Source organism: Actinomadura rubrisoli, from assembly GCF_004349215.1.
Lineage (GTDB): Bacteria > Actinomycetota > Actinomycetes > Streptosporangiales > Streptosporangiaceae > Spirillospora > Spirillospora rubrisoli.
In genome coordinates, this window is the sequence record NZ_SMKU01000212.1 from 1 (window position 1) to 15,895 (window position 15,895).

A 15,895-nucleotide genomic window follows, 5' to 3' on the forward strand; every position below is an offset into this window, starting at 1 on the left:
GTTGTGGGCCGATCGATCGTGGGGCGGGCGGCCGGAGGAAGGGCGGTCATAGGGCGGCCGCTCCTGGTCACGACCCGGTTCTGGACCGTAGGGGCCGTCCGCGTGATGGCTCACATGCCCTCCTCACCCGCAGGCCGCCGTGACCGAGAACCTTGAACGTCCGTGACTGGTTGGACGAACGTGAACCCCGGCGCGTTCCCCAGCGGCCCTTCGTACGCAATCATGGGGCGCGTGGTACGGCTACCAGGAGGCGGGCTGGCCAAAGGGCTGGCGGTCACGTTGCGGACGATGACGCGGCGTTCCATAACGCGTCAGTACCCAGAAGTGCAGCCCGACCTGCCTCCGCGCAGCCGGGGTGTCATCGCCTTGTTCGAGGAGAACTGCACCGTCTGCATGCTCTGCGCGCGCGAGTGTCCGGACTGGTGCATCTACATCGACTCCCACAAGGAAACCCTTCCGGCAGAAGGCAGCGGACGCGCGCGCACACGGAACGTCCTCGATCGGTTCGCCATCGACTTCGCGCTGTGCATGTACTGCGGGATCTGCATCGAGGTCTGCCCGTTCGACGCGCTCTTCTGGTCGCCGGAGTTCGAGTACGCCGAGTACGACATCGCCGAGCTGACCCACGAGAAGGACCGGCTGCGGGAATGGATGTGGACCGTCCCGCCACCGCAGCCCCCCGACCCGTCCGCCGAGCCGCCCAAGGAACTGAGCACCGCCGAGAAGGCCGCGGCCCGCGCGACCCGTCCCCCGCCGGGGGCGGGCGCATGAGCGGGCAGGAGGTCGTCTTCGTCCTGCTCGGCGTCGTGGCCGTCGGGTCCGGGATCATGGTGGTGACCACGCGGCAGCTCGTCCACGCGGCGCTGTGGCTGGTGGTGTCCTTCGGCGCGCTGGCCGGCGGCTATCTCGTGCTCACCGCAGAGTTCGTCGCGTGGGTCCAGGTGCTCATCTACGTCGGCGCAGTGGTCGTGCTGCTGCTGTTCGGCATCATGCTGACGCGCGCGCCGATCGGAGAGTCCGCCGAGCTGGACTCCGGGAACCGGTGGGTCGCGGCGGCGGTCGCGGCCGCCACGGCGGCGGTCCTGGTGACCGTGATGGCGATGGGCTTCCGGGACGAGCGCATGACGCTGCGCCCGGGCGGCGGCTCGGCGGACGAACTGGGCGCCAGCGTGTTCCGCACCTGGGTCCTGCCGTTCGAGGTGCTGTCGGTGCTGCTGCTGGCGTCACTGGTGGGCGCTATCGTCCTATCGCGCTCGGACATCGGCCCGCGCGCCGACAAGCGAGCGGACGCGGACGAGCGTGCGGGCGTGCGCGCGGACGAGGAGGGCGGCGCCTGATGCATCTCGCCTACCCGACGGTCGTGGCGGCGCTGCTGTTCTCCGTGGGCGTGTACGGGGTGCTCGCGCGCCGCAACGCCATCCTCGTCCTGATGTCGGTCGAGCTCATGCTGAACGCCGTGAACCTCAACCTGGTCGCGTTCGACATCTGGTTCCGCGACCGGCTGCACGGCGGGCAGGTCCTCACCCTGTTCACCATCGTGATCGCGGCGGCGGAGGTCGGACTCGGCCTCGCGATCGTGCTCCTGGTCTTCCGCAACCGGCAGTCGATCGACATCGACCGGCTCCGCACGCTGGCCGAGGACGGCGTCCGTCCGGCGAAGCCCCAGGCCGAGGCGCCCCAAGCCGTCGAAACGAGTGAGACGGCCGAAGCCGATGCGGCGCGGCGCGAGGGGGCGGCCCCGTGATCTGGCTCGCCTCGCTGGCCGTCCTGGCGCCCTTCGCCGCCGCGTTCGCCGGGATGCTGCTCGGCCCTCGGCTGACGCGGCTGCTCGGCGGCACCAATCCGGTCCGCGAAGGCTCGCCGCTCCGCAGCGGCCCGGCGCTGATCGCGTGCGTGTCGATGGCCGCGTCGCTGGTCCTCGCGGCGATCGTCGCGTTCACCGTGTGGCGCGACCCCGGCCCGCGGACGGGCGTGCTCACGGTGATCGACACCGGGTCGGTCCCGATCCGGGTCGGGCTCCAGGTCGACGGCCTGTCCGCGGTCGTGGCGCTCATGGTCTGCTGCGTGGCGCTGGCCGTGCAGGTCTACTCGGTCGCCTACATGGACGGCGACCGCCGCTACTCGTCCTACGCCGCGTTCATCTCCGTCTTCACGTCCGCGATGCTGCTGGTCGTGTTCGCCGGCGACCTGCTCGTCCTGTACGCGGGCTGGGAGGTCATGGGCGTCTGCTCGTACTTCCTGATCGGCCACCACTGGGAGGACCGAGCCAACTCGCGCGCGGCGGTGAAGGCGTTCCTCGTCACGCGGCTGGGCGACGTCGGCTTCCTCATCGGCATCCTCGTGCTCGGCGCCGCCGCGGGCTCGTTCTCCCTCGACGTCGTCCTCGCGAAGGCCGCCACGATGCCGCACACCACGGTGACCGCGGCGGCACTGCTGCTGCTCGCCGGCGTCGCGGGCAAGAGCGCGCAGTTCCCGCTGCACACCTGGCTCCCGGACGCGATGGCGGGCCCGACGCCGATCAGCGCCCTCATCCACGCGGCCACGATGGTCGCGGCGGGCGTCTACGTCGTCGCGCGGCTGTACCCCGTGTTCTACCTGGCCCCGGCCGCGCTGACCGTCCTCGGCGCCGTCGCGGTGATCTCCATGGTCGGCTCGGCGCTCGCGGCCCTCGCGCAGGACGACCTGAAACGCGTCCTGGCGTACTCGACGATCAGTCAGCTCGGCGTGATGGCGGCCGGGCTCGCGGTCGGCGCCGACACCGCGGCGATCTTCCACCTGCTCACGCACGGCGCGTTCAAGGCGCTGCTGTTCCTGTCGGCGGGCTGCGTCATCGTGGTGGCGGGCTCGAACATGCTCGCCCACTACGGCGGGCTCCGGCGCGGGATGCCGATCACGTTCTGGTCGATGACGGTCGGGCTGGCCGCGCTGGTCGGCGTTCCCCCGTTCAGCGGCTGGTTCAGCAAGGACTCCGTCATCGAGGCCGCCCAGCACTCCGCCCTGCACGGCGGCGAGTCCGCCGGCATACCGGTGACGCGGGGCTGGTTCTCCTACGAGCCGCTTCAGCAGCCCGACAGCATCTCCGCCTCGGCACTGCCGCACGACTGGATTCGCCTTGGTACCCATCAGTCCCTTGACCGCGTTGAGGGGCAGGCAACGGCCGTCGGGTACGGCCCGAACTTCTACCACGTGGATCTGCCTGCCGGTGTCGCGTGGCTGGTGTACCTCGGGCTGCTGCTCACCGTCGCGCTGACGGCGGCGTACGCGGCGCGCGCCTGGCTGATGACGTTCTTCGGCGAGCCGCGCGGGTCGTACGAGATCCGCGAAGCGCCGAAGACCATGTCGTGGACGGTCGCGGTGCTGGCCGTCCCCGCCGCGATCCTCGGGTTCTTCGGGCTCGGCGCGGACGAGCTGCGCCCCCATGTGGGATCGGCGATCCTCGCGCTCGTCCTGGCCGCCGCCGGAGCGGGCGCCGCGTTCCTCGTCTGGAACCGTGACCCGGCCCGCGACCCGGCGCTTGCCCTGGGGAGGCTCCGTCCGGTCTTCGCGCGGGCCTTCTACGTGGACGAGCTGTACGAGGCGCTGGTCGTCCGGCCCCTCTGGGCTCTGGCACGGCACGTCGTCATCTTCGACGCGCGCCGCGTCGACGCGGCCGTCGTCGGCAGCGGACGGGGCGCGCGGCGCCTCGGCGGGCTGCTGCGCCGGCCGCAGAACGGCAACCCGCAGACCTACCTGACGGGCCTGCTCGCGGGCGTCGTCGTCATCGTCGCCGGGGTGGTGATCTTCCGTTGATCTTCCTGCTGATGATGGCGATCCCGCTGGTCGGGGCGCTGGCGATGCTCGTCCCGGGGGACCGGTTCCTGCCGACCGACCTCGCCGTCCGCCGGTTCGGGGCGGCGGTGTCGGGCGCGACGCTGCTGGTCGCGGTGTCCGCCATGACGGCGTTCGACTTCCGCAACACCTCCGCGATGCAGCTCCAGGTCAACCGGTCCTGGGCGCCCGCGATCGGCCTGCGCTTCCACCTCGGCGCGGACGGGATCTCGCTGCCGCTGGTCGTGCTGACCGCGCTGCTGACGTTCCTGTGCTTCCTGTACTCGCTGCGGCACCCGCCCGCCGGCGGCCGGATCCGGCTGCTGACCGCGCTGCTGCTCGTCCTGGAGATCGGGCTGCTCGGCACGTTCGTCGCGCTCGACCTCGTGCTGTTCTTCGTGTTCTTCGAGGTCGTCCTGATCCCCATGTACGTGGTGATCATGCTGTGGGGCGGCGCCGGACGGCGCGCCGCCGCCGACAAGTTCATCCTCTACACCCTGCTCGGCTCCGGGCTCCTGCTCGCCGGGATGCTGCTCGTCGCCGTCAACGCGGGCACCCTCGACATGACCGAGCTGGCGCGGCGGCACGGGGACGGGCTCTCCCACGGCGTGCAGGTCGCCGCGTTCGCCCTGATGGGGCTCGGGTTCGCGGTCAAGGCGCCGATGTGGCCGCTGCACACCTGGCTGCCCGACGCGCACACCGAGGCGCCGACCGTCGGGTCCGTGCTGCTCGCCGGCGTCCTGCTGAAGATGGGCACCTACGGCCTGATCCGCGTCGCCCTGCCCCTCGCGCCGGACGGGGCGCGCGTGTGGGCGCCGTGGCTCGGGCTCCTCGCCGTGATCGGGATCGTGTACGGTGCGCTCGCCTGCCTGGCTCAGCGCGACCTCAAGCGGATGATCGCCTACTCGTCCGTCGGGCACATGGGGTTCGTCCTGCTCGGCATCGCGACCCTCACCCCGGTCGGGATCAACGCGGCGCTGTTCGGCAACGTCGCCCACGGCCTCATCACCAGCCTGCTGTTCTTCCTCGCCGGGGCCGTCAAGGAGCGCTGGGGGACCGGCGACCTGAACGTCCTCGGCGGCGGGATGCTCGGGACCGCCCCGCGGCTGGCGTCCCTGCTGACCTTCGCGTCCGTCGCCTCGCTCGGGCTGCCGGGGCTCGCCGGGTTCTGGGGCGAGATGCTGGCGCTGCTCGGCGCGTACCGTCCGCACGCCGACCTGCCCCGCGAGACGTTCGTGACCTTCATGGCGGTCGGCGCGCTCGGCGCGGTGCTGACCGCCGCCTACTTCCTGCGCATGCTCGCCAAGATCACGCACGGGCCGGCCGACGGCATCGCGGCGGGACCGTCCCCGGACGCCTCCAGGGGCCCGGTCGCCGCCATCTCGCCGCAGGAGTACGCGGCCTGGGTCCCGCTGATCGCGCTCACGCTGCTGGTCGGGCTGTGGCCGAAGACCCTGCTGGAAGTGACCACCGCGCCGGTGCGCAGCCTGTTCGGAGGCGGCTGATGCGAGTGCCGGGAGGCGCCCCATGATCCAGGGCATCGACTACGCGGCGATCGCGCCGCCGCTGATCCTCGCCGTCGCCGCGATCGGGCTGCTGCTCGCCGACGCCTTCGACGCGCCGCGCCGCGTCCTCGGCCTGGTCAGCGGCGGTTCCCTCGCGGTCGCGCTGCTGGCCGTCGTCGCGCTCGCGGCCGGCGACCGGCGCGCCACCTTCTGCCTCCCGGACGGCCTGCGCGCCGGCGGCCCGCGCTCCTGCTCCTACGTCGCCGACGACTTCACCCTGCTGTTCCAGGGCCTCGTCCTCGCCGCCGCCGTGGTCGTCGTCCTGCTGTCCCTCCAGGAGATCACCGACTCGAAGATCCCCGCGGGCGAGTACCACTCCCTGCTGCTCGCCGCCGTGATCGGCGCCCTGTCCCTGGTGGCCGCCCGCGACCTGATCCTGCTCGTCGTCGCGTTGGAGACGCTGTCGCTGCCGGTGTTCGCCCTCGTCGGCCTCCGCCGCTATGACGGCGCGGCGTCCGAGGCCGCGCTGAAGCTGTTCCTGGTCTCCGTCGTCTCGGCCGCCGTCATGCTGTTCGGCATCAGCCTCGTGTACGGCGCCACCGGCGCCATGCACCTCGACCGCATCGCCCCCGCCCTCGACAAGCTCCCGGACGACCTGGACCCGGTCGCCGCCGTCGGCGTCGTCCTCGTCCTCGCCGGCTTCGCGTTCAAGGTCGCCGCCGTCCCGTTCCACTTCTGGGCGCCGGACGTCTACCAGGGCGCGCCGCTGCCCGTCGCCGCGTTCCTGTCCGTCGTGTCGAAGGCCGCCGGATTCGCCGGGCTCGCCATCGTCCTCGCCCTCGGGTTCCCCGCGTACGCGCACGTGTGGGGGCCGCTGGTCGCCGTCCTCGCCGCGATCACCATGACGCTCGGCAACCTCCTGGCCCTGCGCCAGCGGACCGCGATCCGGCTGCTGGCCTGGTCGTCGGTCGCGCAGTCCGGCTACATGCTCGCGCCGCTGTCGGTCGGCACGCACCGGCTGCCCGAGGCCGTCGCCGCCACCACCGCCTACGTCGCCCTCTACGCCGTCATGAACCTCGGCGCGTTCGCCGTCGTGACCGGCTTCCGGAACCGCGCCCCCGGCGGGGACGAGCGCGCCGCCATCTGGGACACCCTGGACGACTACCGCGGCCTCGCCCGCCGCAGCCCCGCCGTCGCCGCCGCCCTCGCCTTCTTCCTGATCTGCCTCGCCGGGCTGCCGCCGGGCGTGATGGGGCTGTTCGCGAAGGTCGTGGTGTTCCGCGCGGCCGTCGCGGGCGACGTCACCTGGCTCGCCGTCGTGATGGCGGTCAACACCGTGATCGGCCTCTACTACTACCTGGCCTGGGCCGCCCGCCTGTTCACCCCGTCGCCGGGCCCCTCCTACGACGCCGCGCCCGGCCTGCCCGTCCGCGCGGCGATCGCCGCCACCGCCGCCGGCGCCGCCGTACTGTCGGTCGCGCCGCAGATCGTCCTGCAGACGGTCTCGCAGGTCAGCTGACCCCGCCGGGGGCGGGAACGTTCGAGCAGGTCAAACCGTTGATATTCGTGGGTCGAGTCGACGGGAGGCGACGGGGAAGTGCGGTTCAACGGCGTCAAGACCGCGGCGCTGATCGCGTCGCTTTCGGCGCTGCTGCTCGCGGCCGGCTGGGTGTTCGGCGGCACCGCCGGGCTCACGGTCGCGCTGATCGTCGCGCTCGGCACCAACGGCGTCGCCTTCCTGTTCAGCGACCGGATCGCGCTGCGCTCGATGCGCGCCCACCCGGTCGGCGAGGTCGAGGCGCCGGTGCTCTACCGGCTCGTCCGCGAGCTGTCGACCTCGTCCCGCCAGCCCATGCCGCGCCTGTACGTGTCGGAGACCATGCAGCCCAACGCGTTCGCGACCGGGCGCAACCCGCGCAACGCCGCCGTCTGCTGCACCCGCGGGATCCTGCGCATGCTGGACGAGCGGGAGCTGCGCGCCGTCCTCGGCCACGAGCTCTCCCACGTCTACAACCGCGACATCCTCATCTCCTCCGTCGCCGCCGCGATCGCCACCGTGATCACCTACCTGTCCCATCTGGCGATCTTCCTGCCGATCGGACGGTCCGACGACGACGACGGCCCCGGCGTCCTCGGCGCCCTGCTCATGCTCGTCCTCGGCCCCATCGCGGCCGCCGTCGTCCAGATGGCCATCAGCCGCACCCGCGAATTCCAGGCGGACGCCTCCGGCGCCCAGCTCACCGGCGACCCCCTCGCCCTCGCCTCCGCGCTCCGCAAGATCGAGGCCGGCACCCGGGCGATGCCGCTGCCCCAGGACCCCGAGCTGGCCACCACCAGCGCCCTGATGATCGCCAACCCGTTCCGGGGCGCCGGCATCGGCAGGCTGTTCTCCACCCACCCCCCGACGGCCGACCGCATCGCCCGCCTGGAGCGCATGGCCGACCCCCGCGGTCCCAAGGGGCCGTGAGCACCACGGGCCCGTCCGCGGTGATCACGATCGAGTGCTCGAAGTGCGCCGCACGACTCCCGTCCGCCGTCTCGGTCGTCCAGTAGCCGGGACGCGTCGCCCCCGCCCTCGTGGACATCGGCTCGATCGCGATCGTCACCCCCTCCCTCAGCAACAGCCCGCGCCCGGCCCGTCCCATATTGGGCACCGGCGGGTCCTCGTGCATCGCCGTCCCGATCCCGTGCCCGCCGCAGCCTTCAAGGATCCCGTAGCCCGCGTCCCTCTGCGGCATGGGAGATGTCACCGAGCCTCGCCCCGGCACCGCCGCCGCGATGGCCTCCTCCAACGCCTCCCGGGTCGCGTCCATCAACCTCCGGGCACCCTTGTCCGCGGCCCCGCCGCGTCCCCGTGATAGCCCCCGAACTCGGCGCCGCGGATCACCCGCCCGGACGACCTGCCGCCCCTGGATCCCGTACACCACCACGTCGTTCACCGACGCGCATATCGTCGCCGGATACGGAACCGGGGTGGTGGTACCCGAGGAATGACGACCGCGCCCCGTGCTCCCTGATGACGCGCGCCGCGACGGCGTCCAGCTCCCTCAGCTCGATCCCGGGCTCGGCACCCCGCACGGCCTCCAACGTCAGGGCGACGACCCGCCCAGCATCCCACTCGCGCGGGCTCCGGTAAGTCACCATGGTTCGCACGAGGAGCAGCGCGACCGGGGCAGGGCCGCTCGCGACGCCGGCATCTCCCTCGACACCCTGAGAAACATCGAACGCGGGGCCATCGCGGTCCCCGCGTTCTCCACCGTCGCGTCACTCGCCCGCGTCCTCGACCTGGGCCTGACGGCCCTCGCCCGCACCCTGGAGGACTTCGACGACCCCGCCGCAGAATTGGCGGGCTGAAAGTCGAACTACTCGGGGGCCTCCCGCGTCATAACAGTTGCGAGCGCGCCGGCCACTTCTGCGGGGGAAGAAGTCGGCGCGCTCGCCACGTCAGCGGTAGTTGACGAACTGGAGGGCGACGTCCAGGTCCTTGCCCTTCAGAAGCGCGATCACTTCCTGCAGATCGTCCTTCTTCTTCGAGCTGACCCGCAGCTCGTCCCCCTGGATCTGGGCCTTGACCCCCTTCGGCCCCTCCTCGCGGATGATCTTGCCGATCTTCTTGGCGTCCTCCTGCGCGATGCCCTCCTTCAGCCCCACGCCGAGCTTGTAGACCTTCCCCGACAGCTTCGGCTCACCCGGATCGATCGCCTTCAGCGAGATCCCCCGTTTGACGAGCTTGTCCTTCAGCACATCCAACACGGCGTTCGCCCGTTCCTCCGTGTTCGCCTGGATATCAATGGCCTCGCCCGACCACTTGATCCCCGCGTCCACGTTCCGGAAGTCGAACCGGTTGGCGACCTCCTTGGTGGCCTGATTCAGCGCGTTGTCGACCTCCTGCCGGTCGAGCTTGCTGACGATGTCAAACGACGCATCGGCCATCGCACACACTTCCCCTCAGCGGCAACTTCGCGGTCCTGGCAGCGTAGCGAGGACGGCGCGCCCCGCACACCAACCACCCATCAGCCCGCCCCAGCGAGCCCATCAAGGCGCCGCGCGACCACCGCGGGACGCATGGCCGCGTCCCACGACGAGCGCGTGCAGCCGCTCGGCCCCCAACTCAACGCCCTGCACTCCCAGAAGATGTCGTACCCCTGCTCGCGCAACGCCCGGTACGTCCACCAGGAAACGCACGGTGAAGGCCAGCCAGACCTCGTTCCCCGCCCGGCGCTCGGCGCGGATCGTCCGCACGTCCAGCGCCGAGATCCACCGCTCGATACGCTCCACGACCACGCACAGCGCGAAGGCGAGCTGTCCTAGCCGGCGAAGTAGTGCCTCACGCGCCACGTTCCGCACCGACGCCCGCGCCAGACCGTCCAGCCTCCGCTCCATGGTCCAAGGCATGAAGAGGCGAGACTCCTCGGTGCACCACGTTCGCACCCCCGACACGACGGCCCACGAGACCGCCCCTCAGTTGGCCTCCTCGGCGGTCGTTCCCGGCCCCCGCCTTCGGTTGGCACCTGTTCACCTCCGCCTCACCGGCCGAGGCCATCACCTGCGCCTGCTACAACCTGGCCGCCTACGCGGTCGGCTCCTGGCATCCTTCCGCCGCCGCTACCCCGCACACGTCCCGGAACCTGGCCTCCAGCCACCGCCGCGCCGACGCCAAGCTGATCGCCGCCGTCCCCCTGTCGAGTCCGTCGTCCAGGTCATGGCACAACGCCCCGCGATCATCGGCCTGGACGGCTCCAAGCCCCTCCCCGGCGTCCCGCTCACCTTCGTCCTCGTCCTCGCGGTCGGGGCCCTCCCAGGCATGGTCAAACCGCCCTGACCCTCCGCACCGGCAACACCTGGACCCACCACACCCTGGTCCCGCACACCCTCATCGACACCCCGCACATCACCCACGTCTTCACCCTCAAATGACCGTCCCGAGCCACCCCCGGCCCGATGTCACGACCACGCCCCCCGTCCGCTATCCTTTCGAGTGCCGTCGCGAGAGCGACGCCACGGCGGGTTGCCCGAGTGGCCAATGGGAGCGGACTGTAAATCCGTCGGCTTAGCCTACGCAGGTTCGAACCCTGCACCCGCCACACCAGCGAGAAGACCCCCTCACCAGGGTGAGGGGGTCTTTTGTTGTGGTGACTGTGAGGCGCCGGGCTTCACTCCTGTTCTCCGCCTTGACTGCTTGGTCGGCGTCTTGGCTTGTCCCGTTGCCGCACTTCGCTGTTACCGGTCCGGTCGATCGTCCCGATGGTTGCGCGACCTGTCCGTGATCCGGTTCGATCAGGCGCAGCGCCAGAGGGCGGGAATCCGGTTGTTGTAGCCGCCCAGTGATCCGTCATCGGCGACGGTGAGGATCCTCGCATCGCGAGGCAGGGTGGCGACCTTGGTGGTGAGGCGCCAAACGGTGGATGCGCCCGAGCTGGACCAGCCGACAATCAGGCCGTCACGGTTGACGTCGCTGGCGCCGGTGCCGGTGGGGAGGCCCTTCGCGACCGCACTCTTGTCCCAGAGGACGGGCTTGCTCTCCACGCTGCCCACAACGCGGCCGTTGGAGATGGCGGAGATGAGGGAGAATTTCGCCCCAGCGGGCATCGGCAGCGGCTTGGAAACGCCGTTCTTCCACAGGTGGGCGCTTCTGGTGTTCTTGGAGTCGGAGATGGCCGAGACCGCCACGGTGCCGTCCGAGTCGACGCCCTCCACTTTGCTGCCGACGGGGAAGCCCGTGGGTTCGGTTACGGTCCCCGGCTTGTCGGCCGGCCAGAAGAAGACCGTTGTGTGGTTGGGGTCCGTGCGGTAGCCGCTGCCGTAGATATCGCCGCTCTCGGTGATCGCCTGTGCGACAACGTCGTGTGCCCCCGAAGGCACCGGCAATCGCTCCAGTTTGCCGTCGCGCGAACGGAACGGGTAGTTCTCGCCGATCGGCCAGCCCTCCACGTGGCCGGTGATCTTCCACCCGGATCCGACCACGATGCCGGCGCCGTTGACGTCGTTGACGCCGAGGCTGTCGGGGGCGTCGGGCACGGTTCCCAGGTCAGTGACCTTTCCTCCCGTCCAAAGAGCCGCATGCTCCTGGGTGACCTTGCCTACCGGTACCTCGGTCTCCCCTGCAAACACGCCCGTACCGGCTGCGGTGGTGACGACGCCGTTCGTCGCCCCCGAGGTCAAGGGCAGGTCGGTGGGACGATACTGACAGGCTGCCATCGCCGAGGACGGAGCGAGGGCGGTGACGAGGGATGTCGTCACCGCAGTAGAGACCAGCGATACGGCGACGCGCATCTTGCTGTTCATGAGACTCCTAGTTCAGGGAGCAGAGGCACTCATCACTCAGCCTTCATAGCCGATCTATATTTCATCAATATCGTATTGATAGGCGTGGATTGCGTAAATGGCTACTATCCGTCAATTGTAAGTTGGCGGACTGTCGCTATATTTCCGTGGTGGCACGATCACGATGTGGCGACGCGTCGTTTCCAGTTGCCTCTTGACCACTGGGAGTTCGTCTTCCGCCCCCGGCGTCGGAACGCCCAGGGACCGAGAAACCTGTGGCGAAAGCAGGCGCGGTGACTCAGCTGGCTGATGCCCAGGCTCTTGGGCAACGCCGTGACCGGTTTGTCGCCGGTCCGGGCCAGTTCGACTGTCAACCTCGGTCAGCGGTGCGGATTCAGCTGTTACGGGCCCAGCCGTATTTCGACTCGTAGTCGCTGTGGTCGTTGTCGAGGTCCGGGCGATGGCGAGGGATGTCCTTGACGTTCTGAGTCGCTTTGATCTCCGCGCCCTCGTAGCGGTCCGCCGCTTTGTAGACCGCCTCGCGGTTCTGGATCAGGATGTTGGTGCCGTCGTTGAGTTCCAGGATGGTCTTCGCGCGCGACCTCTCGTACTCGTCGCGCAATCCCAGCTCTTCGCCGACCTTTCCGAAGCAGTTCGCCGGCAGGACCGCGCTGTCGAGGGTGAACGGCGCGTTCGACCAGAGATTGACGGCGTCATTGACGAGGTCACCGCTTTCGCGGATCTTGCTCGCCCGGAACTTGACGTCTTTGGGCGCCACGGCAGTGCTCCTTCGGTCAGCCGGGGAGACGGGCAATGATCTGCTCGGCCAGCTGCTTGCTGACCTGGTTCTCCACGCTGGTTCGCGTGGCGGCGCCCTTGATGCGGCTCACCGCCGTGTCTGCCCAGTTGGCGGTGACATAGAGGTTGTTGCGGACGACCTTGATGCTGTGCCGGTTATCGCTGAGGCAGTAGTCCCCGCCAGCGATCGACACCTTCTTGTCCAGGCACGATGCAGCTACGGACGAGACCGCGCCGGGGAGTTCCTGCGAGCTCTTCCTCCTGAGGTCCGCGATCGCTACCCTCACCAACGAGGCACCACGGTGGCCCTGGTCGCTCTCCCAAGTGCATTTGGCGAGCAGAGGGCCTCGCTCCTTCGTTGGCACCTTGGCCCCAAGCCCCCGCAGTCGGTCAATCTTCGCCAGGTTCACCAGATCACAAGGGCCCGGTGCGTCCAGCAGAGCCGGCGCGGCGGGTTCGGGAGGAGAAGTCGTTGCGACGGCAGCCGGCGACGATGTTCCTGGGGACGCCGACCCATCTGTGCCCCCGGAATCACACCCCGCCGTGGCCAGCCCGAGCAACAAGGCCATGGCCCACGGGCCGATGACACGCTTCCGGCCGGTCATCAACGGTGCACCCATCGTTTGGGATTCGTGGCATTCTCGGGGAAGTGCCCGGGTCTTTTGAGTTTGCTCAGCTCCGAAGCGAACTTGGCCAGGCCGACCTTCTGGGTGACGATGGCCGTCCGCAGGCTGGTATCGACCTTGTTGATGGCTTCGACATAATCCGCCAGAGCCTTGGCGATCGTGGGCTTGTCGTCCTTCTTGTTGGAGGTCCAGCCGATGCCTCCCAATGCGGGCTGGATACGCGACGCCGCGAGGGTGGTGAGATCGACTGCCAGATTGTAGGCGTTCGCCACCTGGAGAGAAAGATCCAGCAGGGCTGTTTCAGCCGCGAACAATGCCGCGGCGTTGGCATCGGCCACCGCCCCGTTCCGGGTCATGTGCCACCGGTAGGCCTCGAAGGCGCCTCCCTGCCAGTCGGCGGTCAACGAGTTCCATGATGTGGCCAGCGGCTCTTCTGCGTTCATTACGTTCTCGCCCGCGGATCGCCACTTGTCGGCGACCGCGATGACCGCGTTCTCGTTGCCTTTGATCTTTTGAGCGGCTTCTAGGGCCTTCTTGGCACCCAGAATCTCCACGACGCCTATCCCTATGTCGACGATACCGGCGGCCTTCGAGGGCCATGCCTTAGAGCTCGGCAGACGGTGTCGACCGGGCTTCGGTTTCGGCTCTGCCATCTCTTGCCCCTCCCTGGTTCAGACGCCTGGATGGGGCATCTTGGGAAGGCCGCGCGCGGCGGCGTCGTCCCTGGTTTTCTCGGCGTGCTCCAAGGCGGCCAGGATCCTTTCGCCCAGCCGGTCGACGTCTGAGACCGACGCCTTGGCCCTTTCCAGGTCAATGGTGATCCTGCCGTCGCCGCCCACCGTTACCGAACCCAGGCCGTAGGCGATCTCCGCCGTGAACGATTGGCTCTGGAAATCTTCACGGAAGCGCTCCTGCGCGGCCAAGATGTTCTCGCCTTCCGCCACGAGGTGTTCCGCGCGCAACGCCGTAGAGATCAGCTCGGCCCGCAGAGCATCGTTGTATTCTCGCGAATGTCCGGCTTTCCGTGATGCCGTCATGCTCGCCCCTCTTGCATGGGATCCTCGGTCGCGGGAGAGGAGAGGCCAGCCTCTAGTTCATCTCGTCGAACGTCTGCTTGTTGACGCGCGGTCATGATGAGGTCCGATATGTGCTTTCCCAAAAGGCGGCCCTCTGATCCGTGCAGAGCCTCGCGGTCAACGTGCAGGGAGACCGGCCTGCCGTTGCCGGTCACCACCACGCGCAGTCGCCCGTTGAGAGCCTCAGCGCTGATCGTTTCGCGCGCCAAGCGTGCTTCGCACTCTGCGAATTCCAAGGCGCGTGCGGCAAGCCGCGTGGCAACCTCGTCCAGCGATGGAGAGTCGTCGTCCTCGGCCGGGCCGCCCTCGGTTCCGCCACCAACCCCGGAGGGTTCGATGATCTTCGCCATGGTGGGCGCTGGTTCCGCGGACGGCTCGTCGCACTGCCCGGATTCGCTTGGCGGGCCGACCGGACGCGTCTGCTGCTCGGCCTGCCGCCGTCCGGCGGAGGACCCTAATCGCCGGCGAACCTCGGCCGGGGTGAGCGGCGCATCCTGAATGTCGCTGTTCAGAAGCTCTCGGAGGGACTTCGGAGTCGGTTTCACGGCTCCCTCACCACCATCCAGACGGCTCCCCGGAGCCGGCCGGCACGCCGACGACACGATGCAGCCCATTGTGACCACGAGAATCAAATGGCGCAACCGGAATGGTGAGGCCACGACATGTGCAGCTGGTTTCGATCACGTCAGGGAGCGATGCGTCCGCTTGGTTCTCACTTTTGGACGCCTCTCTGTGCTGGTCACGAATGGACAGACGGAACGACTGAGAGTTCGGCTGATCGCGTGTACACGCTTGAGCCAGGTTCGTGTCTTCTCCAGAGTGCCGGGAGGCAGGGCACTTGGTCGCGCTAGTTTTGAGGGATTAGCAGGTCAGAGGGGTCGGTGGATGGCTGCGCATCCACCGGCCTGTCTGCGTGAGTTTTGAACTGTGCGCCCATTACTGCCGGATATGGGTGTCCCTTATCGGCGATTGTGCTGGGACCGGGCCGCTTCGTTGGTGTCCGGTCTGAACTCGATCAGTCGCCGGGCTGCGGGTCGAAGGCCAGCCCGCTCCTGGAACTCCATCGCTTGGCGCTGGGGCTTTAGCCGGGGACGAGTGTGTGGCTCACCGTCACCTTTCCCATGGTGGTTCTAGCGCGGAAGACTCGCGCATGCGATGGGCGGACCACACGTAGCCGGTCGGCGGCGACCCAGGTCAGCGTGACCTGTGGGCCTCCTACAGCGTCGGCGGGGACAGGCCCGTGGCCGTGGTCGGCGATGAACACGTTGCCCGATCCCTGAGGCCCCTTCTCGCCACTCGGCAGTATCGACACATGGGTAGCGGAGGACGAGGTCGCGCCGCAGTTGTAGGCGTACACCACTGCCCGCCATTCCCGGCCTGGAGACACCACCTGTGAAACCGGCTGGACGGCGCATCCGCCGCTCATCAGCCTCCCTAGCCAGTACAGGCCGGCGGCCCCCGCGGCGATGACCAGCAGCATGGCCATCCCGATACGCCACCACAGCTTGGCCCGGCGATGCGGCCGCGATCGACGCCTCATACGCCCTTGGACGCTGCCGGGACACGACTGGTGCACTCGGTGTTTGAACGCATCAGACGACCGCCGTCTCTCCGCGAGGACCGGGCGGGCTTGCAGCACCCATCGTGAAGCGGGCCCCACCGTGAAGCTGGCCCTGAGTGCCTTTCACAGATGAGCAACTGCGGGAGTGGGGCCTTGGTGGCGGCGCCGGTTCGTCCCCTGATGACCGGACGTGGCGTCGGATATCTGGGCGGAGAGGTGAGGATTTGGGGGACTTGGCCCGGGGGAGGGGTTTCAGGG

General features: G+C 69.1%; 16 protein-coding genes, 1 tRNA gene and 2 pseudogenes. 9 read left to right on the forward strand and 10 right to left on the reverse strand.

From position 1 onward, the window contains the following. The first annotated feature begins 324 nt into the window (after window positions 1–324). From E1298_RS30710 to htpX, 7 genes and pseudogenes are all read left to right on the forward strand, one after another. Window positions 325–771 (forward strand): 4Fe-4S binding protein, encoded by a 447-nt coding sequence (locus tag E1298_RS30710; RefSeq protein ID WP_243725910.1) that lies wholly within the window; start codon window positions 325–327, stop codon window positions 769–771. Further along, on the forward strand, window positions 768–1,337 hold the full coding sequence (locus tag E1298_RS30715; RefSeq protein WP_131899445.1) for an NADH-quinone oxidoreductase subunit J family protein: 570 nt from the start codon (window positions 768–770) through the stop codon (window positions 1,335–1,337). The genes E1298_RS30710 and E1298_RS30715 overlap by 4 nt, the downstream gene beginning before the upstream one ends. Next, window positions 1,337–1,618 (forward strand): annotated as a pseudogene (gene nuoK, locus E1298_RS30720) (NADH-quinone oxidoreductase subunit NuoK); the annotation flags it as partial. The gene E1298_RS30715 and the pseudogene nuoK, both read left to right, overlap by 1 nt. A 122-nt stretch (window positions 1,619–1,740) precedes the next feature. Next, the gene (locus tag E1298_RS30725) at window positions 1,741–3,789 is read left to right on the forward strand and encodes an NADH-quinone oxidoreductase subunit 5 family protein (RefSeq protein ID WP_243725911.1); all 2,049 of its coding nucleotides are present in this window, start codon (window positions 1,741–1,743) and stop codon (window positions 3,787–3,789) included. After that, on the forward strand, window positions 3,786–5,312 hold the full coding sequence (locus tag E1298_RS30730) for a complex I subunit 4 family protein (protein WP_341770657.1): 1,527 nt from the start codon (window positions 3,786–3,788) through the stop codon (window positions 5,310–5,312). Before E1298_RS30725 ends, E1298_RS30730 begins: the two co-directional genes overlap by 4 nt. 22 nt (window positions 5,313–5,334) lie before the next feature. Then, a complete protein-coding gene (locus E1298_RS30735) occupies window positions 5,335–6,831 on the forward strand; it encodes an NADH-quinone oxidoreductase subunit N (RefSeq protein ID WP_131899449.1) in 1,497 nt (498 codons plus the stop codon). Window positions 6,832–6,909: 78 nt separating this feature from the next. Next, window positions 6,910–7,779: a zinc metalloprotease HtpX gene (htpX, locus tag E1298_RS30740; protein WP_131899451.1), complete on the forward strand. Its 870-nt coding sequence runs from the start codon at window positions 6,910–6,912 to the stop codon at window positions 7,777–7,779. 76 nt (window positions 7,780–7,855) lie between these two features. On the opposite strand, the pseudogene E1298_RS50650 reads toward htpX, so the two are convergent. After that, window positions 7,856–8,125, reverse strand: a pseudogene (locus E1298_RS50650) (M24 family metallopeptidase); the annotation flags it as partial. Window positions 8,126–8,318: 193 nt separating this feature from the next. On the opposite strand from E1298_RS50650, the gene E1298_RS30750 reads away from it, so the two are divergent. Next, the gene (locus tag E1298_RS30750; RefSeq protein WP_243725912.1) at window positions 8,319–8,666 is read left to right on the forward strand and encodes a helix-turn-helix domain-containing protein; all 348 of its coding nucleotides are present in this window, start codon (window positions 8,319–8,321) and stop codon (window positions 8,664–8,666) included. A gap of 90 nt (window positions 8,667–8,756) precedes the next feature. Here E1298_RS30750 and E1298_RS30755 read toward each other — a convergent pair whose 3' ends face one another. Continuing rightward, complete coding sequence (locus tag E1298_RS30755) at window positions 8,757–9,245, reverse strand: YajQ family cyclic di-GMP-binding protein (RefSeq protein ID WP_131899453.1); 489 nt, start codon at window positions 9,243–9,245, stop codon at window positions 8,757–8,759. A gap of 102 nt (window positions 9,246–9,347) precedes the next feature. Then, on the reverse strand, window positions 9,348–9,707 hold the full coding sequence (locus E1298_RS30760) for a hypothetical protein (protein ID WP_131899455.1): 360 nt from the start codon (window positions 9,705–9,707) through the stop codon (window positions 9,348–9,350). Window positions 9,708–10,314: 607 nt separating this feature from the next. Here E1298_RS30760 and E1298_RS30765 point away from each other — a divergent pair. Beyond that, a tRNA-Tyr gene (locus E1298_RS30765) sits at window positions 10,315–10,396 on the forward strand. A 193-nt stretch (window positions 10,397–10,589) separates the two neighbouring features. Here the strand turns inward: E1298_RS30765 and E1298_RS30770 are convergent. The 7 genes from E1298_RS30770 to E1298_RS30800 form a co-directional block, all read right to left on the reverse strand. Then, complete coding sequence (locus E1298_RS30770) at window positions 10,590–11,597, reverse strand: hypothetical protein (protein WP_131899457.1); 1,008 nt, start codon at window positions 11,595–11,597, stop codon at window positions 10,590–10,592. Window positions 11,598–11,970: 373 nt separating this feature from the next. Then, on the reverse strand, window positions 11,971–12,354 hold the full coding sequence (locus tag E1298_RS30775) for a hypothetical protein (protein ID WP_131899459.1): 384 nt from the start codon (window positions 12,352–12,354) through the stop codon (window positions 11,971–11,973). Window positions 12,355–12,370: 16 nt separating this feature from the next. Continuing rightward, window positions 12,371–12,661: a hypothetical protein gene (locus tag E1298_RS30780; RefSeq protein ID WP_131899461.1), complete on the reverse strand. Its 291-nt coding sequence runs from the start codon at window positions 12,659–12,661 to the stop codon at window positions 12,371–12,373. 317 nt (window positions 12,662–12,978) lie between these two features. After that, the gene (locus tag E1298_RS30785; protein ID WP_131899463.1) at window positions 12,979–13,554 is read right to left on the reverse strand and encodes a hypothetical protein; all 576 of its coding nucleotides are present in this window, start codon (window positions 13,552–13,554) and stop codon (window positions 12,979–12,981) included. A gap of 117 nt (window positions 13,555–13,671) precedes the next feature. After that, on the reverse strand, window positions 13,672–14,037 hold the full coding sequence (locus tag E1298_RS30790) for a hypothetical protein (protein WP_131899465.1): 366 nt from the start codon (window positions 14,035–14,037) through the stop codon (window positions 13,672–13,674). After that, on the reverse strand, window positions 14,034–14,621 hold the full coding sequence (locus E1298_RS30795; RefSeq protein WP_165975747.1) for a YbaB/EbfC family nucleoid-associated protein: 588 nt from the start codon (window positions 14,619–14,621) through the stop codon (window positions 14,034–14,036). The genes E1298_RS30790 and E1298_RS30795 overlap by 4 nt, the downstream gene beginning before the upstream one ends. Before the next feature lie 536 nt (window positions 14,622–15,157). Beyond that, window positions 15,158–15,562: a hypothetical protein gene (locus E1298_RS30800; RefSeq protein ID WP_131899469.1), complete on the reverse strand. Its 405-nt coding sequence runs from the start codon at window positions 15,560–15,562 to the stop codon at window positions 15,158–15,160. Window positions 15,563–15,895: the final 333 nt, after the last annotated feature.